The sequence below is a fragment of the Saccharopolyspora sp. NPDC049357 genome, from assembly GCF_040677225.1.
Lineage (GTDB): Bacteria > Actinomycetota > Actinomycetes > Mycobacteriales > Pseudonocardiaceae > Saccharopolyspora.
Genome location: NZ_JBFAQJ010000057.1, coordinates 1 through 24,976 on the forward strand (window position 1 = coordinate 1; position 24,976 = coordinate 24,976).

At 71.1% G+C, this 24,976-nt stretch carries 22 protein-coding genes; 12 read left to right on the plus strand and 10 right to left on the minus strand.

What is annotated here, in order from left to right:
* Positions 1-74 precede the first annotated feature (74 nt).
* Entirely contained in the window at positions 75-662 is a 588-nt protein-coding gene (locus AB0J91_RS30420; RefSeq protein WP_363875816.1) for a transporter substrate-binding domain-containing protein, read from the minus strand.
* 178 nt (positions 663-840) lie between these two features.
* On the opposite strand from AB0J91_RS30420, the gene edd reads away from it, so the two are divergent.
* A complete protein-coding gene (gene edd, locus AB0J91_RS30425) occupies positions 841-2,676 on the plus strand; it encodes a phosphogluconate dehydratase (protein WP_363875819.1) in 1,836 nt (611 codons plus the stop codon).
* Between the two features lie 41 nt (positions 2,677-2,717).
* Complete coding sequence (gene eda / locus AB0J91_RS30430; RefSeq protein ID WP_363791105.1) at positions 2,718-3,341, plus strand: bifunctional 4-hydroxy-2-oxoglutarate aldolase/2-dehydro-3-deoxy-phosphogluconate aldolase; 624 nt, start codon at positions 2,718-2,720, stop codon at positions 3,339-3,341.
* A gap of 35 nt (positions 3,342-3,376) precedes the next feature.
* On the opposite strand, the gene AB0J91_RS30435 is transcribed toward eda, so the two are convergent.
* The 3 genes from AB0J91_RS30435 to recA all read right to left on the minus strand — a co-directional run bounded on the left by AB0J91_RS30435 (position 3,377) and on the right by recA (position 6,083).
* Positions 3,377-4,036 carry an HAD family hydrolase gene (locus AB0J91_RS30435; protein ID WP_363875822.1) on the minus strand — a complete coding sequence of 220 codons (660 nt, stop codon included), beginning with the start codon at positions 4,034-4,036 and terminating at the stop codon, positions 3,377-3,379.
* Positions 4,037-4,419: 383 nt separating this feature from the next.
* Positions 4,420-5,007 (minus strand): regulatory protein RecX, encoded by a 588-nt coding sequence (locus tag AB0J91_RS30440; RefSeq protein WP_363875825.1) that lies wholly within the window; start codon positions 5,005-5,007, stop codon positions 4,420-4,422.
* A 17-nt stretch (positions 5,008-5,024) separates the two neighbouring features.
* Entirely contained in the window at positions 5,025-6,083 is a 1,059-nt protein-coding gene (gene recA / locus AB0J91_RS30445) for a recombinase RecA (protein ID WP_363790667.1), read from the minus strand.
* Between the two features lie 270 nt (positions 6,084-6,353).
* On the opposite strand from recA, the gene AB0J91_RS30450 reads away from it, so the two are divergent.
* The gene (locus AB0J91_RS30450; RefSeq protein ID WP_363875828.1) at positions 6,354-7,085 is read left to right on the plus strand and encodes a DUF4383 domain-containing protein; all 732 of its coding nucleotides are present in this window, start codon (positions 6,354-6,356) and stop codon (positions 7,083-7,085) included.
* A gap of 85 nt (positions 7,086-7,170) precedes the next feature.
* Here the strand turns inward: AB0J91_RS30450 and AB0J91_RS30455 are convergent, their stop codons facing one another.
* The gene (locus AB0J91_RS30455) at positions 7,171-7,365 is read right to left on the minus strand and encodes a DUF3046 domain-containing protein (RefSeq protein WP_210968719.1); all 195 of its coding nucleotides are present in this window, start codon (positions 7,363-7,365) and stop codon (positions 7,171-7,173) included.
* 37 nt (positions 7,366-7,402) lie between these two features.
* Between AB0J91_RS30455 and AB0J91_RS30460 the strand changes: the two genes are divergently transcribed.
* Together AB0J91_RS30460 and AB0J91_RS30465 are read left to right on the plus strand one after the other, a co-directional pair.
* Positions 7,403-7,525 (plus strand): hypothetical protein, encoded by a 123-nt coding sequence (locus tag AB0J91_RS30460; protein WP_363875831.1) that lies wholly within the window; start codon positions 7,403-7,405, stop codon positions 7,523-7,525.
* Positions 7,526-7,571: 46 nt separating this feature from the next.
* Positions 7,572-12,137 (plus strand): ATP-dependent helicase, encoded by a 4,566-nt coding sequence (locus AB0J91_RS30465; protein WP_363875834.1) that lies wholly within the window; start codon positions 7,572-7,574, stop codon positions 12,135-12,137.
* 7 nt (positions 12,138-12,144) lie between these two features.
* Here AB0J91_RS30465 and AB0J91_RS30470 read toward each other — a convergent pair whose 3' ends face one another.
* From AB0J91_RS30470 to AB0J91_RS30480, 3 genes are all read right to left on the minus strand, one after another.
* On the minus strand, positions 12,145-12,663 hold the full coding sequence (locus AB0J91_RS30470) for an N-acetyltransferase (protein ID WP_363875837.1): 519 nt from the start codon (positions 12,661-12,663) through the stop codon (positions 12,145-12,147).
* A 71-nt stretch (positions 12,664-12,734) separates the two neighbouring features.
* The gene (locus tag AB0J91_RS30475) at positions 12,735-13,490 is read right to left on the minus strand and encodes a maleylpyruvate isomerase N-terminal domain-containing protein (protein ID WP_363790654.1); all 756 of its coding nucleotides are present in this window, start codon (positions 13,488-13,490) and stop codon (positions 12,735-12,737) included.
* Between the two features lies 1 nt (position 13,491).
* On the minus strand, positions 13,492-13,947 hold the full coding sequence (locus tag AB0J91_RS30480) for an SAV_6107 family HEPN domain-containing protein (protein ID WP_132672577.1): 456 nt from the start codon (positions 13,945-13,947) through the stop codon (positions 13,492-13,494).
* A gap of 249 nt (positions 13,948-14,196) precedes the next feature.
* Here AB0J91_RS30480 and AB0J91_RS30485 point away from each other — a divergent pair, with 249 nt between their 5' ends.
* Positions 14,197-14,763, plus strand: coding sequence for a GNAT family N-acetyltransferase (locus AB0J91_RS30485; protein ID WP_363875840.1), 567 nt, complete (start codon positions 14,197-14,199; stop codon positions 14,761-14,763).
* A gap of 64 nt (positions 14,764-14,827) precedes the next feature.
* On the opposite strand, the gene AB0J91_RS30490 is transcribed toward AB0J91_RS30485, so the two are convergent.
* Entirely contained in the window at positions 14,828-16,510 is a 1,683-nt protein-coding gene (locus AB0J91_RS30490) for a DUF885 domain-containing protein (RefSeq protein ID WP_363875843.1), read from the minus strand.
* Positions 16,511-16,620: 110 nt separating this feature from the next.
* On the opposite strand from AB0J91_RS30490, the gene AB0J91_RS30495 reads away from it, so the two are divergent.
* From AB0J91_RS30495 to AB0J91_RS30510, 4 genes are all read left to right on the plus strand, one after another.
* Positions 16,621-17,283 carry a DUF3153 domain-containing protein gene (locus AB0J91_RS30495; RefSeq protein ID WP_363790645.1) on the plus strand — a complete coding sequence of 221 codons (663 nt, stop codon included), beginning with the start codon at positions 16,621-16,623 and terminating at the stop codon, positions 17,281-17,283.
* Between the two features lie 124 nt (positions 17,284-17,407).
* Positions 17,408-18,526: a polyprenyl synthetase family protein gene (locus tag AB0J91_RS30500; protein ID WP_363875846.1), complete on the plus strand. Its 1,119-nt coding sequence runs from the start codon at positions 17,408-17,410 to the stop codon at positions 18,524-18,526.
* Positions 18,527-18,530: 4 nt separating this feature from the next.
* Positions 18,531-20,006, plus strand: coding sequence for a phytoene desaturase family protein (crtI, locus tag AB0J91_RS30505; protein ID WP_363875849.1), 1,476 nt, complete (start codon positions 18,531-18,533; stop codon positions 20,004-20,006).
* Between the two features lie 135 nt (positions 20,007-20,141).
* The gene (locus AB0J91_RS30510; protein WP_363875852.1) at positions 20,142-20,564 is read left to right on the plus strand and encodes a PPOX class F420-dependent oxidoreductase; all 423 of its coding nucleotides are present in this window, start codon (positions 20,142-20,144) and stop codon (positions 20,562-20,564) included.
* A gap of 42 nt (positions 20,565-20,606) precedes the next feature.
* Here the strand turns inward: AB0J91_RS30510 and AB0J91_RS30515 are convergent, their stop codons facing one another.
* Positions 20,607-20,972, minus strand: coding sequence for an Rv2175c family DNA-binding protein (locus AB0J91_RS30515; protein WP_363790637.1), 366 nt, complete (start codon positions 20,970-20,972; stop codon positions 20,607-20,609).
* A 146-nt stretch (positions 20,973-21,118) separates the two neighbouring features.
* Between AB0J91_RS30515 and pknB the strand changes: the two genes are divergently transcribed.
* Both pknB and mptB read left to right on the plus strand, forming a co-directional pair.
* Complete coding sequence (pknB, locus tag AB0J91_RS30520) at positions 21,119-23,116, plus strand: Stk1 family PASTA domain-containing Ser/Thr kinase (RefSeq protein ID WP_363875855.1); 1,998 nt, start codon at positions 21,119-21,121, stop codon at positions 23,114-23,116.
* A gap of 216 nt (positions 23,117-23,332) precedes the next feature.
* Positions 23,333-24,904 (plus strand): polyprenol phosphomannose-dependent alpha 1,6 mannosyltransferase MptB, encoded by a 1,572-nt coding sequence (gene mptB / locus AB0J91_RS30525; RefSeq protein ID WP_363875858.1) that lies wholly within the window; start codon positions 23,333-23,335, stop codon positions 24,902-24,904.
* Positions 24,905-24,976: the final 72 nt, after the last annotated feature.

Here is a 24,976-nt window from a genome sequence, read left to right on the forward strand (position 1 = left end):
ATGCTCTCATCTCTTCAACAGTCCAAGAACACCACGCACAGCGATCAGTATCGTTCCGTCCAGGCCTCTTCACGTCACGGATGCGCCGAGATCCCCTGGGGGGCCAGGTTCTGGTCGTGGGCCCGTTGCCAGGTGCCGTCGGCGGTCGCGGCTCGGAGCATTCCCCGGAGCTCTTCGGCGAGCTTGGGGTCGTCGGCCTTGACGACCAGGTTCCGCTCGGTGTCGGTGACGGCGTACGGGATCTGCGCGAGCTGCGGGACGTCCGCGGTGCCGCCGAGCAGGAGGTCGACGTTGCCCGCTGCGACCGCGTCGCGCAGCAGCGTCGGGGGCAAGCGGCGGAACTGCACCTGGGTGTAGGGGTCGAGACCGATGCGGCGGGCGATGTCGCGGGCGATGTCGACGTCGAAGCCCCGGTAGCCGCCCGCGGGGTCGCGCGTGACGAACTCCGGCTGGTCGGCGCGCACACCCACCAGCAGTCGCTTCCTCTGCTTGATCGCGGTCAGCGTCGGCGAGCTGCCCAGCTCCACGTCGCCTCCCGCCGAGGAGCTCGGCGGTGCGGGAGGGACCTCCGGAGCCGGCGGGGGCGGCGCTGCGGGTTCGGCTTGCCCGCACCCGGTCAGGACGACGGCCACCGCCGCCACTGCGAGCAGGCGAATCCTCACAACCACTCCTTCACCATCGGGTCCACCCGACCATGATCGCGCACGGTCGGAGTCACGCGGGAACGAGTTCTCATGGACTGGATCGATTGTGAAATCCAGGCCACACCCACTAGTGTGACCCGCGCCATGTGGCGCCAACGTCGTCGCCCGTTTGTCCAGCTCACCTTCGGAGGCGATCATGGCGCCACTGCACGCCGTCGTCGAGCGGGTCACCCGCCGCATCGCAGAACGCAGCGAGCGGACCCGCTCCGCCTACCTCGAACGCATCAACGCCGCAGCTGCGCAAGGCCCGGTTCGGGCCGACCTGCCCTGCAGCAACCTCGCGCACGGTTTCGCCGCCTGCAGCGGCTCCGACCGGCTCGCGGTGCGCGGCGTGAGCAAGCCCGGGGTGGCGATCGTGTCGGCCTACAACGACATGCTCTCCGCGCACCAGCCCTACAACGAGTTCCCCGCGTGGCTGAAGGACTCGGTGCGCGAAGCGGGCGGTGTCGCGCAGTTCGCGGGCGGAGTGCCTGCGATGTGCGACGGGATCACCCAGGGCCGCACCGGCATGGAGCTGTCCCTGTTCTCCCGCGACGTGATCGCGATGGCCGCCGGCGTGGCGCTCTCCCACGAGATGTTCGACGGGGCGCTGATGCTCGGGGTGTGCGACAAGATCGTGCCCGGTCTGCTGATCGGCGCGCTGGCGTTCGGTCACCTGCCGACCCTGCTGGTGCCGGCCGGACCCATGCCCTCGGGCCTGCCCAACCGCGAGAAGAGCCGCATCCGGCAGCTCTTCGCCGAAGGCAAGGCCACTCGCGAGGACCTGCTGGAGGCCGAGTCCGCCTCGTACCACTCCCCCGGCACCTGCACGTTCTACGGCACCGCCAACTCCAACCAGCTGGTCGTCGAGGTCATGGGCCTGCACCTGCCCGGCTCCAGCTTCGTGCCGCCCGGCACCCCGCTGCGCAAGGCGCTCACCGAGGAAGCCGGCCGTCAGGTCGTGCGGCTCGGCCAGGGCGAGGGGCGCACGCCGATCGGTGAGCTGCTCGACGAGAAGGCGATCGTCAACGGCGTGGTCGCGCTGCTGGCCACCGGCGGCTCGACCAACCACACGCTGCACCTGCCCGCCATCGCCGCCGCCGCGGGCATCGAGCTGACCTGGGACGACTTCTCCGAGCTGTCCGCGGTCGTGCCGTCGCTGGCGAAGGTCTACCCGAACGGATCCGCCGACATCAACCACTTCGCAGCCGCCGGTGGCGTGCAGACGCTGATCGGTGAGCTGCTCGACGCAGGCCTGCTGCACGCCGACGTCAAGACCGTCGCCGGTCACGGCCTGGACCGCTACCGGCAGCAGCCGTTCCTCGACGACGGCGAGCTGGTGTGGCGGGATGGCCCTTCGAAGAGCCTGGACACCGACGTGCTGCGCGGGGTCGACGACCCGTTCGCGCCCGACGGTGGACTGCGCGTGCTGGAGGGCAACCTCGGGCGCGCGGTGATCAAGGTGTCGGCGGTGGCCGCCACGCACCGCACCGTCACCGCGCCGGCGCGGGTCTTCGACGACCAGCACGACTTCACCGCCGCCTTCTCCGCGGGCGAGATCGACCACGACGTCGTGGTCGTGATCCGCAACCAGGGCCCGCAGGCCAACGGCATGCCCGAGCTGCACGGCCTCACCCCGGCGCTGGGAGTGCTGATGGACCGCGGGCACCAGGTCGCGCTGGTCACCGACGGCCGGATGTCGGGCGCCTCCGGCAAGATCCCGGCCGCCATCCAGCTCACCCCGGAAGCCACCGCTGGCGGACCGCTCTCGCGCATCCAGGACGGCGACGTGATCCGGCTCGACGCCGACCGGGGCACGCTGGAAGCCCTCGTGCCCGACGACGAGCTCACCGCGCGGCAACCCGCGCGCGGGGCGGACCCGGCACCGTTCGGCACCGGCCGCGAGCTGTTCGCCGCCTTCCGCAATGCCGTCGGCCGCGCCGACCAAGGCGCGAGCGTGTTCGGTCAGGCGCAACCGCAGGTGCGAGTATGACCAGCGGCGGAACCACCGCCCCGACGCGATTGGACGAGCAGATGAACACCGCAGCCGACGTTTTCGACCTGGCGCCCGTGGTGCCGGTCGTGGCCCTCGACGACGCCGAGCACGCCGTCCCGCTGGCCGAAGCGCTGCTGCGCGGCGGAATCCGGACCATCGAGGTCACCCTGCGCACTCCGGCCGGTCTCCCGGCCATCGAACGCATCGCGGCCGAGGTGCCCGACATGGTCGCCGGGGCGGGCACGATCACCGAGGTGGGCCAGGCCAAGCAGGCCGCCGACGCCGGTGCCCGCTACTTGGTCACCCCCGGCACCACCGATCGGCTGCTGGACGACCTGGAGGCCTCCGGGGTGCCGTACCTGGCGGGTGCCGGCACGGTGTCCGAGGCGATGCGGCTGGCCGAGCGCGGGGCGAGCGCGATGAAGTTCTTCCCCGCCGAGCCCAGCGGCGGGGTGCCGTTCCTCAAGGGCATCGCCGGTCCCCTGCCGCACCTGCGGTTCTGCCCCACCGGCGGGATCAGCCCGGCGACCGCGCCGGACTACCTGGCCCTGCCCAACGTCGGCTGCGTCGGCGGCTCCTGGCTCGCCCCGAAGAACCTGCTGGCAGCGGGCGACTGGGCGAAGATCGAGCAGCTGGCCGCCGAGGCCGCTGCGCTGCGCTGATGCTCGGGGCGCCCGCGCGGGCGGGCGCCCCGGCTTCACGCCGCGAGCAGGGTGAGGGCCTCCGGAATCGAGTCCACGACCGGGTAGCCGGACTTCTCCAGCTTGGGGCGGTCCATCACGCCGGTGGTCACCAGAACGCACTGCGCACCGGCCTGTTCGGCAGCGTGGGCGTCGTCGAGGACGTCGCCGATGAGCACCACCTCGGCCGGATCGAGCTCTTGCGCCTTGAGGTGGACGCGCAGGTGCTCGTCCTTGGAACCGCCACCCACCGAAGTGCGCAGGCCGTCCATCCGATCGAAGAGCTCGTGCAAACCGCGTGCCGTGACCAGCTCGACCAGCTCGTCGTGGAACCACATCGACAGCAGCGACTGGGTCCGGCCGGTCGCCGCCCAGTCCTGCAGCACGTGCGGCACACCTTCGGTCATGCCGCAGGAATCCAGCAGATCCCGGTAGGCGACGTGGTAGAGCTCGTCGACGCGAGCCCAGTCGTCCTCGGTGATCTCGCGCCGCAGGAGGTTCTCGTAGCAGGCGCGCAGCGGACGGCTGTAGATCGCGCGCCACTCGTCGATGTCGATGTGCTCCCGGTCGAACCGGGTGCACACGCTGTTCACCGCGGACACCACGGCGTGGTTGTCGTCAAGAAGTGTTCCGTTCCAGTCCCACACGATGTGCTGCGGGCTCCTCGACTTCGTCATGACCAGGAACCCTACGACGTGCCACTGACGTTCTGGTACCCACGTCCCACAGTCAGATCGGACCGGTGAAGCAGGCGGTCTCCTCAGCGGCGAACGTCGGCTGCACGCTACCTGCAGCTCGCCCGGCTCGGCCCCGATCTCGAAAACCTCGGTGTAGAGCACTTCTCCACCCGGAGGCAGCTGCGCGACGGGGACCGGGTCCCCCGCCCCGAAGTGCTGCTGGGCGAGGCGCCCGTTGTGGCTGACGGTGATCGTCGCGTTCACGACGTTGTAGGCGGTCCGCTGCGCCGGTGCACGCGGCGCGCTGGAGCCTAGGGAGAGCGATCAGCTCCGCTCACGGTATTCACCGGGTTTCACCCCAACGGCCCAGAAACCGCCAAGGGTCAGGAGAAATCGGAGTCCGCCGCGTCGCCGGCGTTCTCGATCTCCTCCTTGACGATGCGGTAGGCGAGACCTTCGGAGTAGCCCTTGCGGGCGAGCATGCCGACCAGGCGGCGCACCTTCGCGGTGTAGTCGAGCGATCCCGTGCTGCGCAGCTTGCGCTGCACCAGTTCGCGGGCGCGCTCGGCCTCAGCATCGTTGTCCACGTTGGACAGAGCCGATTCCACGAGGTGCTCGTCGATGCCCTTGCGCCGCAGCTCGAAGCCCAGCGCCTTGCGCCCCAGCCCCTGGGAGCGCTGGCGCTGGTTCACCCATTCCTCGGCGAACGAGGCGTCGTCGATGAGGCCCGCGTCGGCGAACTTCTGCAGCACGCCGTCGGCGATGTCCTCGTCGATGTCCTTGCGCAGCAACGCCTGTCGCAGTTCGAGCCGACTGCGAGCGCGGCTGGCCAGCAGCCGGTACACGATGTCGCGGGCCTGCGCGGCGGGGTCCTCGGGCTTGCGAGGTGGCTTCTTCTCCGCCTCGCCGTCGCGAGGTTCGGCGCCGGGGGCGCGACGACCGCTCCCCCGGCGCGTTCCTTCGTCGTTCATCCGTGCCAAGGCGTCGATCAGAACTCGACCGGCGCCGGCTCGGCGGCGCTGTTGTCGCCACCCTCGGCGTCGAGGGTGGCGCCGATGCCGAGCTTCTCCTTGATCCGCTTCTCGATCTCGTTGGCCACGTCCGGGTTCTCCCGCATGAACTTGCGGGCGTTCTCCTTGCCCTGGCCCAGCTGGTCGCCCTCGTAGGTGTACCAGGCACCCGACTTGCGGATGATGCCCTGCTCGACACCCATGTCGATCAGCGAGCCCTCGCGGCTGATGCCGATGCCGTAGATGATGTCGAACTCGGCCTGCTTGAACGGCGGCGCGACCTTGTTCTTGACGACCTTCACGCGGGTCCGGTTGCCGACCGCGTCGGAGCCGTCCTTGAGCGTCTCGATCCGGCGCACGTCCAGCCGCACCGAGGAGTAGAACTTCAGCGCCTTACCACCGGTGGTGGTCTCCGGGGAGCCGAACATGACGCCGACCTTCTCGCGGAGCTGGTTGATGAAGATCGCGGTGGTCTTGGCGTTGTACAGCGCGGAGGTCAGCTTCCGCAGCGCCTGGCTCATCAGGCGGGCCTGCAGACCCACGTGGCTGTCGCCCATCTCGCCCTCGATCTCGGCGCGCGGCACCAGTGCGGCCACCGAGTCGATGACGATGACGTCCAGCGCGCCGGAGCGGATCAGCATGTCCGCGATCTCCAGCGCCTGCTCACCGGTGTCCGGCTGGGAGACCAGCAGCGAGTCGGTGTCCACACCGATCGCCTTGGCGTACTCCGGGTCCAGCGCGTGCTCGGCGTCGACGAAGGCCGCCGTGCCTCCGAGCTTCTGGGCGTTGGCCACGGCGTGCAGGGCGACCGAGGTCTTACCGCTGCTCTCCGGGCCGTAGATCTCCACGACACGACCGCGCGGCAGGCCGCCGATGCCCAGTGCGACGTCCAGCGAGATGGAGCCGGTCGGAATGACCTCGACCGGCGGCCGCGAGTCGTCGCCGAGCCGCATGACCGATCCCTTGCCGAACTGCTTGTCGATCTGAGCGAGCGCCAGCTCCAGCGCCTTGCCCTTGTCCGGTGTCGCTGCTGCCATCGGGGTCCACCTCGGTGAAGTCTTCGAGTCGGGTCTTCGGGCGACTCTCTTGGGAGCGAGTCGTTCACGTCGTTTCAGACGCTACGGGCTGGGACCGACAATCCGACTCGCGGGGTTTGCGGGTCTTCCCGGTCCGCACCCCCATAGTAAGCGAACGGATGTTCGAGCGTCATGCCGACACGCCGGGCTCATCACCTGGTCGAGTGACAGTGCGATCAGCGCACCACAGGTGGACACTCAGGACTACCTCGCTCTCAGGAGGTGCCCGAAATGCGCATGGATCGCTACTTACCACCGGAACACCCGCTGAACCGCTTCTACCGGATCGCCGCAGCCGTGTTCGGGGCGTGCCTGATGGTCTTCGGCGGGCTCGGGCTCGCCAACCGGGTCCCGCTGTTCACCACCGACGGAGTCGACGTGCTGGGGCTGTCCAGCAACGGCCTGCTCGCCGTGGTGTCGATCGTCGTCGGCGCGATCCTGGTCGCCGCCGCGGCCTGGGGCGGCCCCGTCGCCTCCACCACGACCGCCGCCATCGGGGTGCTGTTCGTCCTGTCCGGCCTGGCCAACCTGGCGGTGCTCAACACCTCGTGGAACGTCTTCGCCTTCGAGCTGCAGAACGTGGTGTTCAGCCTCATCGCCGGCCTGGTGCTGATGTTCTTCGGCTTCTACGGCCGGGTCAGCGGTGGCCTGCCCGAGGACAACCCCTACGTCCGCTACCGCCACCACCAACCACCGGCGCACGAGGACCGCAGCGACGTGATCGCCGACGAGAAGCGGATCGCCGAGATCAAGCCGATGTGCGAGGACGAGATGGCGGTCGCGGAAGGGCACCCCACCCCGGAGCAGCAGCGACGGGTCACCGCCGAGCGGTTGCGGAACGTGCGGCAGGAACGCCGTCGGGCCTACGAGCACTACCGGGAATCGGGACGCAGCGAGCAGGAGCAGATCAGCGCCCAGAACCTCTGGGCCGACTTCCAGCAGGACGAGAGCACCCGCGGTTAGGCGTTGAGGAATCCCGTTGCTCGGCGGTGCCAGCAGCGGAAACTCAGCGGCGGTGCACGCCTGAGGTCCGCACCTGGAACAGCGGCTAGCGGCGTTCGGCCGGGACCTCGAAGGTCTCGCAGACCGCGGCCCAGACCTCCTTGGTCGTGTAGCCGTCCTCCAGGGCCTGGTCCACAGTGCGTCCTCCGAGGGCCGAGAACACGTGGTCCTGGGAGAGCATCTCGGACCGGACCCTGCCGAACTCCTCGGCCATGCGTTGGCGGAAAGCGGTGTGGCGCATCGTCGACCAGCCTACGTGCCGCCCGTACGCTGGTGGTGTGCTGCTCCTGCAGACCGATCCGACCGGTATGTCCACGCCGCTGGGCCAGGTGGTGATCGCCGCGACGCTCCTGGCGGTGATCGTGCTCGCCGTGCGATTCCTCTGGCAGAACCGACGATAGGCCCTCACCTGCGCCGTTCGTCGGTGGTGTGGTCCAGCATGGGTGCATGAGCGACGTGCTGGACGGGTTCTCCGCCGCGACCCGCGACTGGTTCCGCGGCGCCTTCGCCGCGCCCACCGAGGCGCAGGCGGGCGCGTGGCAGGCCATCGCGGCGGGCGAGCACGCCCTGGTGGTGGCGCCGACCGGCTCCGGCAAGACGCTCGCGGCCTTCCTCTCCGCGCTTGACCGGCTCGCTTCCGAGGGCGTGCCGTCGGAAGCGAAGAAGCGCTGCCGGGTGCTCTACGTGTCACCGCTGAAGGCCCTGGCCGTCGACGTGGAGCGCAACCTGCGCGCGCCGCTGGCCGGGATCCGGCAGGCCACCCAGCGGCTGGGCGGCGAGCCGCCGGACATCCAGGTCGGCATCCGCACCGGCGACACCCCCGCCGACCAGCGACGCTCCTTCGCCCGCACACCGCCGGACGTGCTGGTCACCACTCCGGAATCGCTGTTCCTGCTGCTGACCTCGGCGGCGCGCGAATCGCTGGCCGGGGTGGAGACGGTGATCGTCGACGAGGTGCACGCGGTCGCGGGCACCAAGCGCGGCGCGCACCTGGCGCTGTCGCTGGAGCGGCTCGACCAGCTGCTGGCCCGCCCCGCCCAGCGGGTCGGGCTGTCGGCGACGGTGCGACCGGTCGAGGAGGTCCGGACCTACCTGGCAGGCGGTCGGCCGGTGCGCACCGTGCAGCCCGCCCACCCCAAGGAGGTCGAGGTCAGGGTCGAGGTGCCGGTTCCGGACATGGCCGAGCTCGGCGCGTCCACCGGCGAGACCGGAGAGCAGGCGGCCGAGCAGCACACCTCGATCTGGCCTTCGGTCCAGGAGCGCGTCCTGGAGCTCATCCGCCAGCACCGCTCGACCATCGTGTTCAGCAACTCGCGGCGGCTGGCCGAACGGCTCACCGCCGGCATCAACGAGCTCGCCGCCGAGCAGCCGGAACCGATGACCCGGTTCCCGGCGGAAGCCGTCGGCGGCTCCGGCATCGGCTCGGGAGCTCCGCCGGTGGTGGCCAAGGCGCACCACGGCTCGATGTCGAAGGAGCAGCGGGCCGTCGTCGAGGAGGAGCTCAAGTCCGGGCAGCTGCCGTGCGTGGTGGCCACCTCGTCGCTGGAGCTGGGCATCGACATGGGCGCGGTCGACCTGGTGGTGCAGATCGAGACGCCGCCGACGGTGGCCTCCGGGTTGCAGCGCATCGGGCGCGGCGGTCACCAGGTCGGCGCGGTCTCCCGCGGCGTGGTGTTCCCGAAGTTCCGCGGCGATCTCGTCGGTTGCGCGGTGGTGTCGGAGCGGATGGCGGGCGGGCTGATCGAGTCGATCGCCTACCCGCGCAACCCGCTGGACGTGCTGGCGCAGCAGATCGTGTCGATGGCGGCGATGGACGACTGGCCGGTGGCCGAGCTCGCCGCGCTGGTGCGCCGCTCGGCCCCGTACGCGGGGCTGCCGGACTCGGCGCTGCACGCGGTGCTGGACATGCTCGCCGGGCGCTATCCCAGCGAGGAGTTCGGCGAGCTGCGGGCGAGGATCGTGTGGGACCGGGTCAACGACGAGCTGCGCGCCCGACCCGGCGCGCAGCGGCTCGCCGTGACCTCCGGCGGCACCATCCCCGACCGGGGGCTGTTCACCGTGACCACGCCCGGCGACGAGGAGGCCGGTCGCGGTGGCGTGCGGGTCGGTGAGCTCGACGAGGAGATGGTCTACGAATCCCGCGTCGGCGACACGTTCCTGCTGGGCACCAGCGCGTGGCGGGTGGAGGACATCACCCACGACCGGGTCATCGTCACCCCGGCGCCGGGCGAACCCGGGCGGATGCCGTTCTGGAAGGGCGACCAACCCGGACGACCGCTGGAGCTCGGCCGCGCCCTGGGCGCCTTCGTCCGCGAGCTGACCAGCGCGGATGCCGACGACGCCCGGGAGCGCATCACGGCGGCCGGGCTGGACGAGTGGGCCCGCGACAACCTGATGTCCTACTTGGACGAGCAGCGGCGTGCCACGCGGCACGTCCCGGACGACCGGACGATCGTGGTGGAGCGGTTCCGCGACGAGCTCGGCGACTGGCGGATGGTGATCCACTCCCCCTTCGGAGCCCAGGTCAACGGGCCGTGGGCGCTGGCCGTCGGCGCGCGGATCAGGGAACGGCGGGGAGTCGAACCGCAGATCGCCTCCTCCGACGACGGCATCGTGCTGCGACTGGCCGACGCGCTCGACGACTCCGGCGCCGAGGTGCTGCCGACGGCCGAGGACGTGCTGCTCCCACCGGCCGAGGTGCAGCAGATGGTGACCGACGAGGTCGGCGGTTCGGCGCTGTTCGCCGCCCGGTTCCGGGAGTGCGCGGCGCGGGCCCTGCTGCTGCCGCGCCGGGACCCCCGCCGACGCACCCCGCTGTGGCAGCAGCGGCAGCGGTCGGCGCAGCTGCTCACCGTGGCGGCGCAGTACGAGCAGTTCCCGATCGTGCTGGAGGCGATGCGGGAATGCCTGCAGGACGTCTACGACGTCCCGGGGCTGACCGAGCTGATGCAGCAGGTCGCGGCCCGCAAGGTGCGGGTCGTCGAGGTCGAGACGCCGACGCCGTCGCCGTTCGCGCGCAGCCTGCTGTTCGGCTACATCGGCATGTTCCTCTACGAGACCGACGCTCCCCTGGCCGAGCGCCGGTCGGCGGCGCTGAGCCTGGACTCCACGCTGCTCGCCGAGCTGCTCGGCTCGGAGGCGCTTCGCGAACTGCTGGACTCCGAGGCCCTGGACGAGATCGAGCAGCAGTTGCAGCGGCTCGCCCCCGAGCGCCACGCGCGCGACGCCGAGGGCGCGGCCGACCTGCTGCGCTTCCTCGGCGATCTGTCCACATCGGAGGCCGAGAAGCGCGGTGTGCGGCCGGAATGGCTCGAGGAGCTGGCCGAGCAGCGCCGCGTCCTGCGGGTCCGGATGGCCGGCGAGCAGCGCTGGATCCCGATCGAGGACGCGGGCAAGGTGCGCGACGCGCTCGGCGTCGCACTCCCGGTCGGCGTGCCGGAGGCGTTCACCGAACCCGTCGCCGATCCACTGGCCGACCTGCTGATCCGCTACGCGCGTTGCCGCGGCCCGTTCACCGCCGACGCCGCTGCCCGGCGATTCGGGCTGGGCGTGGCCGTGGTGCACGGCGTGCTGGACCGGTTGACCGGTTCCGGACGTCTGGTGCGCGGCGAGTTGCGCCCGCTGGAGGCCGGGGGCGGGGGTGCGCTGGACTACTGCGACGCCGAGGTGCTGCGCCGGCTGCGGCGGGCGTCGCTGGCACGGCTGCGGGCCGAGGTCGAACCGGTGGAACCCGCTGCGCTGGGCCGTTTCCTGCCGGTGTGGCACGGCATCGGCGCGCGGCTGCGCACCGCTCCGACCGTCGACGACGTGTACTCGGTGGTCGAGCAGCTCGCCGGGGCACCGGTCCCGGCGAGCGCGCTGGAGTCGCTGGTGCTGCCCGCGCGGCTGCCCGGCTACTCCCCCGCTCTGCTCGACGAGCTGACCGCGACCGGTGAGGTGAGCTGGGTCGGGTCGGGCTCGCTGGCCGGTGGCGACGGCTGGATCGCGCTGGCCCCGACCGATGTCTCCGACCTCCTGCTGCCGGATCTTCCTGAGGATTCGACGGATTCGCCGCTGCACCGAGCTGTTCTGTCCTCTTTGGAGGGTGGCGCGCTGTTCTTCCGGCAGCTCGCCGACCGGGCCGGTGGACTCCTGCTGGAGCAGGAGGAGTCGGCGCCTGCCGACGACGCGATCACCACCGCGCTGTGGGACCTGGTCTGGGCCGGGGCGGTCACCAACGACACCCTCGCCCCGCTGCGCGCCCTGGTCTCCGGCCGCGGTGCCGCGCACAAGCCGCGTCGCAGCGCGCCGCGCGGCCGGTACGCGCGGCTGCGGGCCGGGCGTCCGTCGATGCCGCCGCGCGGCGGACCACCGACGGTGTCCGGACGCTGGTCGCTCGCCCCGCAACCCGCCGCTGAACCGACGCGCCGCGCGCACGCCCGCGCCGAAGCGTTCCTGGAGAGGCACGGGGTGCTGACCCGTGGCGCCCTGGACGTCGAGCGGGTGACGGGCGGGTTCTCGGCGGTGTACAAGGTCCTTCGGGCCATGGAGGAGTCCGGTCGCTGCCGGCGCGGTTACGTGATCGAGGGGCTCGGCGCCGCGCAGTTCGCGGTTCCGGGCGCGATCGACCGGCTGCGGGCGCTCTCCGGCGACGACGAGGCGAGCACCGATGCGGTGGTGCTGGCCGCCGCGGATCCCGCGCAGCCCTACGGTGGTGCGCTGGGCTGGCCCGCGGCGATGGGCGACACCCGGCACCGGCCGGGCCGGAAGGCCGGCGCGCTGGTGGTTCTGGTGGCCGGTGAGGCGGTGTTCTACGTCGAACGGGGCGGCAAGTCGCTGCTGTCTTTCACCGACGACGATGCCGCGCTCCGGGCGGCGGCAGCGGGCCTGGCTCGGGTGGTGCGCGACGGCTGGCTCGACCAGCTCGCGGTGGAGCGAGCCGACGGCGAAGGCGCGTGGGGTTCGCGACTGGCGGAGGTCCTCACCGAGGCGGGTTTCCGGGCAACGCCGAAAGGTCTCCGGCTTCGGGCGTGACCGTCCGCTAGAGCTCCATGAACGGTGCGGCGTAGGCGAATTCGCCGCGCACGGCCGGGTCGTGGGCGGCCAGCGGGCGGACCTGGAAGTGCGAGGCCCACTCGGGCACCGGCGGTGCGATGCCGAAGTTCGCGGCGGGTTCGAAGCCGAACCGGGGGTAGTACTCGCGGTGGCCGAGCAGCGCGACCAGCGGTTCGCCGAGCGCGTCCGCGGCACCGAGCACGGCGTGCATGAGCGCTGATCCGATGCCCGCGCGCTGCGACTCCGGGCGCACGCCGATGGGTCCGAGCGCCAGCACCGGGACCGCGCCCACGTGCGCCCGGCTGCACACCACGTGCCCGGCGACCTCCCCGGAACGCTCGGCGACCAGCGACAACGCCGGGAGCCACGCGTCGCCGGTGCGCAGGGCGTCGACGAGCCCGACCTCGACCGGAACGCGGTGCGGGTTCTCGGCGTCGGCGAACGCCGCGGCGTGCACCTGACCGATGGCGGCGAGGTCTGCGGGGGTTTCGGGGCGGATCAGCATCCGCCCACGATGTGCCACCTCCCGGGTCGGGGCAATCGAATTTCGCCGAACCGGCCACGCTCTGCCCGTGGTCACCGGGTCGCCAGCTGCAGCAGGCCCCAGAGCTGGGCGATGGCGTCCGGGTCGCCGCTGGTCTCCACCGCGCGGTTGGGCAGGCGGCCCCACATCCACAGGTAGACCGCGCTGGGGTCGCCGCCGACCACGGCGTCCGGGGTCGTGGTGGCCACGTCCTCGGAGCTGGTCACCGCGGCACCGCTCGGGTCCGCGGTGACCAACCAGTTGCGTCCGGGCACGTGCACGCCCACCGAGCAGGGTCGGGTGGCGGTGATCTGCAACGAGTGCAACCGGTAACCGAACCAGGCCCGCAGCACCTCGTCGATGCCGTCCGCGGCGACCTCCGGATCGATCGGCGTGTGCTCGATGCCCGCCGCCGTTTGCACGTCGGCGCGGTGCACGGTGGTGGCGTGCAGCATCCGCCGCACCCAGAACGCCACGGTGTGCTGCTCGGGCCACCACGTCGGGCACGGGTCGTCCGGCGGTCGGGAGATGAACTCGGCGAGCAGGTCGGCCATCCGGACGGCGAACCGGTTGGTCAGCTCCCGCAGGTCGGGTTCGGCGGGCAGGTCCCAGTGGCGTTGCGCCTCCGGCGATCCGAGCCAGCTCAGCACGTCCTCGCACAGATCACCGAGGTGCCGGAGCGTCTGGCCGACCGTGCGGCCGGACGCGCTGAACACCGGTGCGTCGACGTGCACGTCGTGCGTCGCGGCGGTCAGCAGCTGCGCTTCGATGCCCAGCTGATCGAGCATGCGTCCGTGTTCGAGTCCCACGTCAGTACCGTTCACGCGTCGCCCCCAGCAGGCTCCGCCCCACGATGCCGAGGAATTCCCGGCTGTTGTCCAGCAGTTCGTCGGCGTGCGCGTCGGTCGTGGTCGGGACCCCGGCCTCGGCAGCGGCCCGCCGGTTGGAGCGCGCGGCGAAGTAGGCGGCCCACTCGCGCAGTTCTGGTGCGGCGGCGGTGAGCAGCTGCCACACGCTCGCCGGGCGCTTGTCCTCGCGAGGAGCGGCGCGCGCCACGACCACCGCTGTGGCGGCCCGCAGCGCGGCCAGGTGCGCGGCGATGAACCGCTCACCTGGGCGGTCCGCGGTCTCGGCCTCGTGCAGGCAGGTCCGCGCGTGCAGCAGGAGCGAGAGGGCACCGGCGGGCGTGTCCGCTTCCGGCGTGGGCCCCTGGTTCTCGACGGAGTATCGCGGCGACGGGATCGACAGGTCGGTGGGATAAGACATCGGCTCTCTCCCTTCAGCGGTGAGGCCCGGTGGTGAGGTGCTTCCCCCACCCCACCACCGGACCGAGGTTCGAACGAGAGTTCGTCGAACTCTCGTTCGAACAAGCTCAGATTAGCGTCGAACGGAGATCGACTCAAGCGATGCGCTGTAGCTCACCTGTTCGAGTGCGTCGCGAGCGCGGAACCCCGGGCGAACGGGTTGTCCGGGAGCAGGAAAGACCTCGGGCATGAGAGGCGTTAGTGTTCGGCCGTGACCGCTGCGCCATCCCCCAGCTGCGACCGGGTATTCGAACTGACCGCCGAACAGTTGCGAGCGAGACTCCCGGAAGCCCTCCGGATCTACGTGACCGCGATGGGCTATCCACCGGTGACCGCCCAGCAGCGCGCCCCGATGTGGTCCGCCCACATGCTTCGCGCGGGCTGGCGCTGCATCGGCGCCTTCAACGAGGACGACGAGCTCACCGGCATCGGCTACGGCTACCTCGGCGCCCCGGGGCAGTGGTGGCACGAGCAGGTTCGCCACGGACTGGCCACCACCGGCGTCGGCGGCGAGTCCTGGCTGGAGGACTACTTCGAGCTCACCGAGCTGCACGTGCACCCGAGCGCGCAGGGCGCCGGCCTCGGCGAGGAGATCTTGCGCAAGCTGCTCGCCGGAGCACCCGGCAGCAAGGTCCTGCTGTCCACCCCGGAGGGCCCGACCCGCGCCTGGAAGCTCTACCAGCGCGTCGGATTCCAGGACGTCCTGCGCAACTACAGCTTCACCGGCGACCCCAGGCCATTCGCGGTCCTGGGCCGCCCGCTCCCCCTCCAGTCCTGACCGGCGCGGAACTGCGGTGCTCGCGCCGCGAACACCGCAGTTCTCGTCCCGGCGGAACGCCGCGCTACAGCTCTGCGAGTTGTTCGCGGAGGGTGTCCAGGCCCATCGAGCCCATCTTGAGGGCTTGGGTGTGGAACGCCTTGACGTCGAAGTTCGCGCCGTGGCGCTGCCTGGCCTCGTCGCGAGCGGCGCGCCACAGGCGTTCGCCGAGCTTGTAGGACGGGGCCTGACCGGGCCAGCCCAGGTAGCGGTCGATCTCGTCGCGCACCTGCGCCGGGTCGGTGATCGTGCGGCTGAGCATGAACTCCAGCCCCAGCTCCGGCGTCCACTTCTCACCCTCGTGGAACCCCGTTCCGGCCGGGATCTGCAGCTCCAGGTGCATGCCGATGTCCACGACCACGCGCGCGGCGCGGAAGAGCTGGTCGTTGAGCATGCCGAGCAGGTCGCCGTCGTCGGAGAGGTAGCCGAGCTCGCGCATCAACCGCTCCGCGTAGAGCGCCCAGCCCTCGCCGTGGCCGGAGACGAAGCAGGCCAGCCGCTGGAACTTGTTGAGCCGCTGGGCCTCGTGCACCGAGGTCGCCACCTGCAGATGATGACCGGGCACGCCCTCGTGGTACACAGTGGACACTTCGCGCCAGGTCGGGAAGTCCTGCCGGTCGGCGGGAACCGACCACCACATCCGGCCGGGACGCGAGAAGTCGTCGGTGGGACCGGTGTAGTAGGCGCCGACGCCCCCGCCAGGCGGGGCGATCTTGCACTCCAGCCGCATCAGCGCGTCCGGGATCTCGAAGTGCGTTCCGCGCAGGTCTGCCAGGGCCTGGTCGGACAACCGCTGCATCCACCGCTCGAACTCGCGCTGGCCGCGCACCCGGTAGCGCTCGTCGGCGTCGAGCACGGCCGCGGCCTCGGCCAGCGTCGCGCCGGTCTTGATCCGGTTCGCGACCTGCTTCATCTCCGCCTCGATGCCGGAGAACTCCTGCCAGCCCCACTCGTAGGCCTCGCGCAGGTCGAGCTTCGCGCCGGTGAAGTAGCGCGACCAGAGCCGGTAGCGCTCCTCCCCCACCGCGTCCTTCTCCGGTGCCTTGGGCAGCAAGTCGCCGCGCAGGAAGTCGGCCAGGCCGGCATAGGCCTCCGCAGCCGATTCCGCAGCCGTCTCCAGCTCGCGGCGCAGCGAGTCCTCGACGCCCTGTGCCCGGCCGACCATCGCGGCGAAGAACGACTCCTCACCGTTGCGCCCGGACCAGGTGTCGCACTGCTCGGCGACCTTGCGGACCTGCCGCGCCGCGGAGACGTTGCCCGCCGATGCCGCTTCGGTCAGCCCCGCGCGCAGGCCCAGGACCGCCTCGGGCATCGCCGAGAGGCGACGGCCGATGGTCCGCCAGTCGGCGTCGGTGTCACCGGGCATCAGGTCGAAGACCTGCCGCAGTTCCTGCGCCGGGCTGGCGATCACGTTGAGCGAGGACATGTCCGCGCCGATCTCGTGCAGTTCGAGGTCGAGCCCGATGCGCTCGGTGAACACCGCCTTCGCGATCCGCTCGGCGTCGTCGGCCGGTTCGGCCTCGCGCACCTCGGCGAGGCTGCGGGCTGCCAGTTCGGCGCGCGCCCGGTGGCCGTCGGGCGAGTAGTCGGTCAGTTGCTCTTCCCCACCGGGCAGGCCCAGGTAGGTGCTCGCGATCGGATCGAGCGCCGCCAGCTCGTCGACGAACCGGTCGCTGATCGCGTGTACGCCGTTGTGGTCAACTCCCATGCCGCCACGCTAGCGCGCGCCGAAAGAACCGACGCGATACGACGAAAAGCGGACACGGCCGACGATCACACGAACGGCGAACTCCCCGCTTCGATGGCAGCATTCCCCGGGTGGAGGGGAACACGCTGCGCCGAACCCTGTTGGTACTGCTGATCATCCTGCTCGGCACGATGCTCAGCGGATGCCTGCACGTCAGGTCCGCCATGACCATCTCCGGCGACGACAAGGTGTCCGGAGAGGTGCTGGTGGCCACCGAAACGCCGGACGGCAAGGTGCCGTTCGACCTCCGACCGCCCTCGGGACTGGCCGATCGCGTCCAGGTCCGGCCCTACCAGGAGGGCACCAGGACCGGGGCGAACCTGTCGTTCAACGACCTCTCCTTCCAGGAGGTCGAGCAGCTCGCAGCGGCGATGAGCCCGACGGATTCGCGCTTCTCGCTCAAGATGTACCGCAGCGGTTCGCTGGTGATCTTCCAAGGACAGGCGGACTTGACGCCACTGGCGGACACCGACAGCGGCATCGAGCTCAAGATCAGCGCGCCGGGCGAGGTCACCACGACCAACGGCGAGGAGAGCGCGGGCACGGTCACCTGGCTGCTGAGCCCGGGCGAGGTCACCCAGCCGTACGCGACCTTCCAGTTCACCACCGGCTCCGGTATGGACTGGATCGGGTGGGCGCTGCTGGTGGGCGGAGTCGCGATCGTCGCGGCGGTCCTGATCGCCACGCTCGCCCTGCGCAACCACCTGCGAACCCGGCCCGGCGCCAGGCTCTGATCGCGGAACGCGCACCGAAGCCGACGACCGTCACCCTCCGGAGTTCGCCCGGACACGGGGAGCAACGCCGTGGCCCCGCAGGAAGCCGCGCGACGGCATCGCGCAGGATGGAGGTGTGCCTCCCATGTACTCGGCCACCATGCGGGCCGTCGGCGGCAACGCCGATTTCGAAGCTGATCTGCCCGGTCACGTCCAGCGGGTGCTGGCCACCTGCCTGCAGGCCCGGCGCGACGAGGCGGCCGACCTCGACCCCGCCGTCGGGTCGGCCGTGGCCGAGCTCAACGACTTCGTGCTCGGCGGCGGCAAGCGCATCCGCCCGACCTTCGCCTGGTGGGGCTGGCGGGCCTGCGGTGGCACGGCCAACGGGCCCGAGGCGGAGGCGATGCTCCAGGCCGCCAGCGCCCTGGAGCTGATCCAGACGTGCGCGCTGGTGCACGACGACCTCATCGACGAGTCCGACACGCGGCGCGGCAAACCGACGATCCACCGCCGGTTCCAGCAGCAGCACCGGGACTCCGACTACACCGGCGACGACACCCAGTTCGGCATGGCCGCCGCCGTGCTGCTCGGCGACCTCGCGCTGGCCTGGGCCGACGACATGCTGCACAGCTCGGGCATCCCGGCCGAGGCGATGAAGCGGGCGCTGCGGCCGTGGCGCGCGATGCGCACCGAGGTGCTCTCCGGCCAGTACCTGGACGTGCTGGGACAGGTCAACGTCGACGAGTCGCCCGAAGCCGCGCTGAAGATCTGCTTGCTCAAGGCCGCCTCCTACACGGTTCAGCGGCCTCTGGAGCTGGGTGCGGAGATCGCCGGGGCCACGCCCGAAGCGCTGACCGCGCTGCGCCGGTTCGGCTCCGACATCGGCGTGGCGTTCCAGCTGCGCGACGACCTGCTCGGCGTGTTCGGCGACCCCGCGGTCACCGGCAAGCCCGCCGGGGACGACCTGCGCGAGGGCAAGCGCACGGTGCTGATCGCCGAGGCGGTCGCCGCCGCCCACGAGCGCGAAGACCAGGCGAAGCTGGACCTCCTGCACGAGGTGCTGGGCGATCCGCTGCTCACCGAGCAGCGAGTGGCGTCGGCCCGCGAGGTGCTCACCGAGCTGGGAGCGGTGGCAGCCGTGGAGAAGCGGATCACCGAGCTGACCGGATCGGCGATGCTCGCGCTGCACACCGCAGGGCTCGACGAGCCCGCGGCGTCGCGGCTGGCAGAGCTGGCCATCGCGGTCACCGACCGCAACCACTGACGCCATGCGCTCGGTCACCGGACGCACCGACCACGTGGTGATCGTCGGCGCCGGGCTGGCCGGGCTGTCCGCCGCGCTGCACCTGGCCGGTGCGGGGCGGCGGGTGACCGTCGTGGAACGCGCCGGGGTGCCCGGCGGCCGGGCCGGTCTGAAGGTGCTCGACGGGTACCGGATCGACACCGGCCCGACCGTGCTGACGATGCCGGAGCTGCTCGACGAAGCGCTGCACGCCGTCGGCTCTTCGGTGCGCGAACGACTGGACCTGATCCCGCTGCACCCTGCCTACCAGGCCAGGTTCACCGACGGATCGGTGCTGGACGTGCACACCGACGCCGAAGCCATGGAGCACGAGGTCCGGCGGCTGGCCGGACCTCGCGAGGCCGACGGGTACCGGCGGCTGCGGCGCTGGCTGACCGAGGTCTACCGGGCGGAGATGCACCGGTTCATCGACGCCAACTTCGACTCACCGCTGGACCTGGTCTCGCCGGAACTGGCGCGGCTGGTGGCGCTCGGGGGTTTCGGCAGGCTCGGCCCGGCGATCGGGCGGTTCCTGCGCGACGAGCGGCTGCGGCGGGTGTTCTCCTTCCAAGCGCTCTACGCCGGTCTGGATCCGCGCCGGGCGCTGGCGCTGTACGCGGTGATCTCCTACATGGACACGATCAACGGCGTGTGGTTCCCGCGCGGCGGCATGCACGCGGTGCCCGCGTCGATGGCCGAGGCCGCGGCGCAGGCACGGGTGGAGTTCCGGTACGGGACCGAGGTGACCGGGCTGGAGCGCAGCGGCGACCGGGTCAGCGCGGTGCTCACCGCCGACGAGCGGATCCACGCCGACGCGGTGGTGCTCACCCCCGACCTGCCCGTGGTGCACCGCCTGCTGGGCAGCCGGCCGAAGCGCCGGTTGCGCTGGTCGCCGTCGGCCGTGGTGCTGCACGCCGGGACCACGCGGAGCTGGTCGTCGGCGCATCACACGATCTCCTTCGGCCAGGCGTGGGAGGGGACCTTCACCGAGATCATCCGCGATGGGCGACCGATGACCGACCCGTCCCTGCTGGTCACGCGGCCGACGGCGAGCGATCCTTCGCTTGCGCCGGACGGCGCGGAACTGCACTACGTCCTCGCGCCGTGCCCGAACCTGGAGACCGGGCCGATCGACTGGGCGCGCGTCGGACCCCGCTACCGCGAGGAGCTGGTGCGCGTCCTCGAGGACCGGGGGTTCACCGGGTTCGGCGCGGCGATCGAGACGTCGGACCTGGTGACGCCGGTGGAGTGGGCGGCGGAGGGACACGCCGCGGGCACTCCGTTCTCGGCCGCGCACACCTTCTCGCAGACGGGACCGTTCCGGCCGAAGAACCTGGTCCGGGGTCTGGGCAACGTCGTCCTGGCGGGTTCCGGGACGACTCCGGGGGTCGGGGTTCCTCCGGTGCTGATCTCGGGGAAGCTCGCAGCGCAGCGGGTCCTGGGCCGTTCAGGCCCTAGCTGACCAGGCGAAAGGGACGGTTCGGACCCGCGACCCCCGGATGGCGGCGCGCCGCCGATGTGGCGATGATGCTCATCGCGGGGATCGGTGATCTTCACGGCTCCGCCGCAACGACACCCCAGTGATCGAGGAGACCTCATGTCCAAGCCGCCGCTGCCGCCCGACGCCGTCGAGCTGTTGCGCCGCGCCAACCCGTCCGTGATCACGACGCTGCGCTCCGACGGCACACCCGTGTCCACGCCCACCTGGTACCTGTGGGAGGACGACGGCCGGGTCTTGATCAACATGGACGCGGCCCGCGTTCGCCTCAAGCACATCCAGCGGGACCCGCGCGTGACGCTGAGCGTCCTGGACTCCGGCGACTGGTACACCCACGTCACCGTCGTCGGCCGGGTGACCGAGTTCAAGGACGACGACGGACTGGTCGACATCGACCGCCTCGCCGACCACTACCTCGGCAACCAGTACCCGAACCGGGAGAACCCGCGGGTCAGCGCCTGGATCGAGGTCGACAAGTGGCACGGCTGGGGCTCGATGAAGGACAACGACCAGCCCGGCTGAGCGCGTTCTCCCCGGGTGGTGCCGCACCACCCGGGGATGCGCTCAGAAGCCCAGCGCTTGAGCTCGGCGCTTGACCTCTCGGCCTCGGTCGCCGCGCAGCGCGTCGATCGGTGCGCCGGGCAGCGTGTCGTCCGGGGTGAACAGCCACCGGAGGATCTCGTCCTCGTGGAAACCGGCGTCCCGGAGCAGGGTGATCGTGCCGGGCAGCCCCTTCACGATCTCGTCGTCGACGAAGAAGGCGCTGGGCACGCCCAGCTCCTTGTTCCGCCGCAGGGCGAGCAGATGACCATCACGAATGAGTTGGTGCACCCGGGTGACGGACCGACCGAGCTTCTCAGCAACGGCGGTCAGCGGCACGACCTCCACATCGGGAGCCAGCACGTCCGGGGCAGCAGGGATTGCAACCACGTCGAACACCTTGCCACATGACCGCCCGGCGTGCCGCGCACCGCGCGGGTAAAGTTGTTGATCACCACCTCTGCCCACCGAACACCGGTACCGTCCGCGTACCTGCCACAATCGGTGGTGGCAAGGAACCCGGGGAATGGCGAGCGATGACACCTGAGACGCGGCAAGGACAAGGCAACAGCCTCGTCGGAGCCTTTCTCGAACGTCGCTACCGGGTGGACTCGATCATCGCTCGCGGCGGCATGTCGACCGTTTACCGAGGCCTGGACACCCGCCTGGAGCGCCCGGTGGCGCTCAAGGTGATGGACGCCCGCTACTCGGGCGACCGCTCGTTCGTCGACCGGTTCGAGCGCGAGGCCCGCTCCGCCGCGAAGCTGCACCACAACGACGTCGTGGCCGTCTACGACCAGGGCGTGGACCACGGACCCGACGGCGACCACGTCTTCCTGGTCATGGAGCTGGTCGAGGGGTGCACGCTGCGCGACCTGATCCTGGACCGCGGCGGGAAGCTGCCGCTGGCCATGGCGCTCAGCGTGATGCAGCCGGTGCTCTCGGCGCTGGCATCCGCCCATCGCGCGGGCATGGTGCACCGCGACGTCAAGCCCGAGAACGTGCTCATCGGCAAGGACGGTTCGGTCAAGGTCGCCGACTTCGGGCTGGTCCGCGCCGCCGCCGAGGCGGGCACGACCAGCGGGAGCGTCATCCTCGGCACCGTCGCCTACCTCTCCCCCGAGCAGGTCACCACAGGTGCCGCCGACGCCCGCACGGACGTCTACGCGGCCGGGATCGTGCTCTACGAGCTGCTGACCGGCCGCCCGCCCTTCACCGGCGACACCGCGATGTCGGTGGCTTACCAGCACGTCAACGACGACGTGCCACCTCCCGCCACGACCTCGCCGGAGGTGCCCGACGCGGTCGACGCGCTGGTGCTGCGCGCCACCCGGCGCGACCCGGCGCAGCGTCCCGCCGACGCGGAGGCGTTCCTGGCCGAGCTGGAGCAGGTGCGCGGCGACCTGGGCATCGCCCCGGTGGCCGTGCCGGTGCCGGCTTCGGAGGCGACGACCGCGATGATGCCGCCGGTCGCCGACCCGCCGACCGAGCAGTTCCCGACCGTGCGAGCCCAGCCGACCCGGGTCGAGCCGGTCCCGGCGAACTTCGAGCAGCAGCCGCGCCAGCACACCCGCGCGCTCGCCCGCCCGGCCACCGAGGACTACGACACCCCGCAGCCGGGCGCGGGCATGGAGCCGCAACGGCGCAAGGGCCGCCGCAACGGCGCGATGTGGGCCGTCATCGTGCTGGTCCTGGCCGCGCTGGTGGGCGGTGCGGCGTTCTGGCTCGGCTTCGGCAGCTACGTCTCGGTGCCCAGGATCGTCGGGGTGTCCGAGCAGCAGGCCGTCCAGACGCTGGAAGGCGCCGGGCTGACCGCGAACGTGACCAAGGAGAACGACAACGACGTGCCTGAAGGCATCGTGCTCAGCTCGAACCCGACCGAGGGTTCGCAGGTGCGCAGCGGTGGCTCGGTGGACGTCGTGGTGTCGCTGGGCAAGCCCGCCGTGCCGCAGATCGCCGCGGGCATCACGGTCGCCGAGGCCGAGAACCTGATCCGCAACGCCAAGCTGCAGCCCAAGCAGGACTCCTCCTCAGCTCAGTACGACCGCGCGGTGCCCGAGGGGCACGTGATCAGCGTGGACCCGGGTCCGGGCACCCGCGTGAACCTCAACTCCGAGGTGTCGCTGATCGTCAGCAAGGGACCGCCACCGGTGCAGGTCCCGGACGTGCGCGGGATGAGCCGCGAGGACGCCTTCACCACGCTGAGCAACGCGGGCTTCGAGCCCTACGACGCGGGCCAGCAGTTCGACGGCGACATCGATGCCGGGAAGGTGGTCAGCACCAACCCGACGATCGGCACCGAGGTCAAGCTGGTCGGCCGTCCGCGCATCGGCGTGGTGGTGTCCAACGCGGTTCCGGTGCCCAGCCTCAACGGCATGAAGGTCACCGAGGCGCAGGTGCAGGTGGCTCAGCTCGGACTCCAGCTGAGCGTGCAGGCGCTGTTCCAGCGCGAGGACATGGTGATCCTGGGCCAGTACCCGCTGCCGGGCAGCCGGGTGCAGCCCGGTTCGGCCATCCACGTCACCGCGTTCTGACGACTCGCTCCCCGGTTCGGCGGTCGTCTTTTCGGTGGAAGATCTCCACCCGTCGGCGTGATCCTGATCTCGTGTCTGAGTTGTAACGTTTTTCCGACGCGTGGATCTACCTGGGGCGATCTGGGATGTGAAGATCATCCATGAACGCATGGGAACACGCGATCTGACCTGGTCAGAGCCAGATGGGCGGGCGCTTGTGGAAATATTGAGCGCACCATGGCCCCGATTGTCCCCGTGGAGTCGGCACCAGGAAGGTCCGGACGGACCCACAACACGACAGCCGACCCGTTCAGCTTCAGCGGACGTCTCCCCGGACGTCCGCTGCCCTTGCGCACCATCGCGCTCGGCGCGATCGGTTCCGTCATGCTGCTGGCCGGCTCCATCGGCGCCGCGGGAACCCTGATCCACGATCCGATCCTCGGCGACGGCCCGCTGTCGGCGCTGCGCTACGGCCACGGTCACGACGTCGCGGTCACCGTCGTCTACGTGGGATTCGCGCTGCTGGTCTGGGCGTGGGTGCGACTCGGCCGCGGCGTGATCGCACGACTGGTGTCCTCGCGCGGAGTGCTGTGGGCGACGGCCGCCTGGCTGGCCCCGATCCTCATCGCCCCGCCGCTGTTCACCCGCGACGTCTACAGCTACCTCGGCCAAGGACTGCTCGCGCTCAACGGCCTCGACCCCTACGGCGTGGGCCCGGCGATGCTGACCGGCCCGATCCCGGAGAACGTCCACCCCACCTGGCAGACAACACCCGCTCCCTACGGCCCGCTGTTCATGGGCGTGGCCAAGGGCGTGATCCTGCTGGCCGGGCACGACGTGATCGCCAGCGTCATCGTCATGCGGCTGGTGCTGCTCGGCGGCCTGGTGCTGCTCATCTGCGCGCTGCCCGGACTGGTCGAGCACCTGGGCGGACAGTTGCCGATCGCGCTGTGGCTGGTGGCGGCGAGCCCGATGACCGTTGTGCACCTGGTCGGCGGCCCCCACAACGACATGCTCATGATCGGCCTGCTCGCGACGGGCACGCTGGCGATGCTGCGGGGACGCAACGTGCTGGGCATCGGCCTGGTGTCGGCGGCGATGGCGGTGAAGGCGACCGCCGGGCTGGCGCTGCCGTTCCTGGTGTGGATCTGGGCGGCCCGGCTGGAGGGCCCGAGGCTGCGCCGGTTCGCGCACGCGGTCGTGCCCGCGATGGGCGTGTTCGCGGTGGTCTTCGGCGCCTGCACGGCGCTGGCGAAGGTCGGTTTCGGCTGGCTGTCGGCGCTGTCGGCGCCCGGCATGATCGTGAACTACCTGTCGGCGCCGACCGCCGTCGGGCAAGCCGTGCACACAGTGCTGTCGCTGTTCGGCGAGATCAACATCTGGCCGATCGTGGGCACCACCCGCACGCTGGGCTCGATCCTGCTGCTGGCGCTGCTGGCCTGGAACTGGTGGCAGGCCCGCGACGGGGGGACCGAAGCCGTCCGGCGCGCGGCGATCGTGCTGTGCTGCGGCGCTCTGCTCTCACCGGTGGTGCTGCCCTGGTACCTGACCTGGGGTCTCGCCCTCGGCTCAGCGTTCGCCTGGACTCCCCGCGCCCTGTCCTACGTGGTGGGCGCCTCGATCGCGCTGGTGCTCGCCTACTACCCCGACGGCGAGCAGGCGATGTACAACTGGCCGTTCGTCGCGGTCGGCATCGGCGCAGCCGTGCTGGGCGGGATCTCGCTGCTGCGCTTCGACCCGCTCGGGCTGAGCGACCCGATCCGCGACTTCACCCGCGACCTCCGCGAAGAACGCCTGCTCCGCCGCTGACGAACGCGAACAGGACCCGGAAGAGATTCCGGGTCCTGTTCGACGTCCGCAAGCGGCGAAGCCGCTTTCTGA

Excerpts from the sequence above, each read along its gene's own strand:
- AB0J91_RS30470 (WP_363875837.1), bottom strand. The coding sequence starts at position 12,663 with ATGCTGATCCGCCCCGAAACCCCCGCAGACCTCGCCGCCATCGGTCAG.
- AB0J91_RS30500 (WP_363875846.1), top strand. The coding sequence starts at position 17,408 with ATGTACTCGGCCACCATGCGGGCCGTCGGCGGCAACGCCGATTTCGAA.
- crtI (WP_363875849.1), top strand. The coding sequence starts at position 18,531 with ATGCGCTCGGTCACCGGACGCACCGACCACGTGGTGATCGTCGGCGCC.
- recA (WP_363790667.1), bottom strand. The coding sequence starts at position 6,083 with ATGGCAGCAGCGACACCGGACAAGGGCAAGGCGCTGGAGCTGGCGCTC.
- pknB (WP_363875855.1), top strand. The coding sequence starts at position 21,119 with ATGACACCTGAGACGCGGCAAGGACAAGGCAACAGCCTCGTCGGAGCC.
- AB0J91_RS30465 (WP_363875834.1), top strand. The coding sequence starts at position 7,572 with ATGAGCGACGTGCTGGACGGGTTCTCCGCCGCGACCCGCGACTGGTTC.
- AB0J91_RS30440 (WP_363875825.1), bottom strand. The coding sequence starts at position 5,007 with ATGAACGACGAAGGAACGCGCCGGGGGAGCGGTCGTCGCGCCCCCGGC.
- mptB (WP_363875858.1), top strand. The coding sequence starts at position 23,333 with ATGGCCCCGATTGTCCCCGTGGAGTCGGCACCAGGAAGGTCCGGACGG.
- eda (WP_363791105.1), top strand. The coding sequence starts at position 2,718 with ATGAACACCGCAGCCGACGTTTTCGACCTGGCGCCCGTGGTGCCGGTC.
- AB0J91_RS30510 (WP_363875852.1), top strand. The coding sequence starts at position 20,142 with ATGTCCAAGCCGCCGCTGCCGCCCGACGCCGTCGAGCTGTTGCGCCGC.
- AB0J91_RS30455 (WP_210968719.1), bottom strand. The coding sequence starts at position 7,365 with ATGCGCCACACCGCTTTCCGCCAACGCATGGCCGAGGAGTTCGGCAGG.
- AB0J91_RS30450 (WP_363875828.1), top strand. The coding sequence starts at position 6,354 with ATGCGCATGGATCGCTACTTACCACCGGAACACCCGCTGAACCGCTTC.
- edd (WP_363875819.1), top strand. The coding sequence starts at position 841 with ATGGCGCCACTGCACGCCGTCGTCGAGCGGGTCACCCGCCGCATCGCA.
- AB0J91_RS30480 (WP_132672577.1), bottom strand. The coding sequence starts at position 13,947 with ATGTCTTATCCCACCGACCTGTCGATCCCGTCGCCGCGATACTCCGTC.
- AB0J91_RS30490 (WP_363875843.1), bottom strand. The coding sequence starts at position 16,510 with ATGGGAGTTGACCACAACGGCGTACACGCGATCAGCGACCGGTTCGTC.
- AB0J91_RS30435 (WP_363875822.1), bottom strand. The coding sequence starts at position 4,036 with ATGACGAAGTCGAGGAGCCCGCAGCACATCGTGTGGGACTGGAACGGA.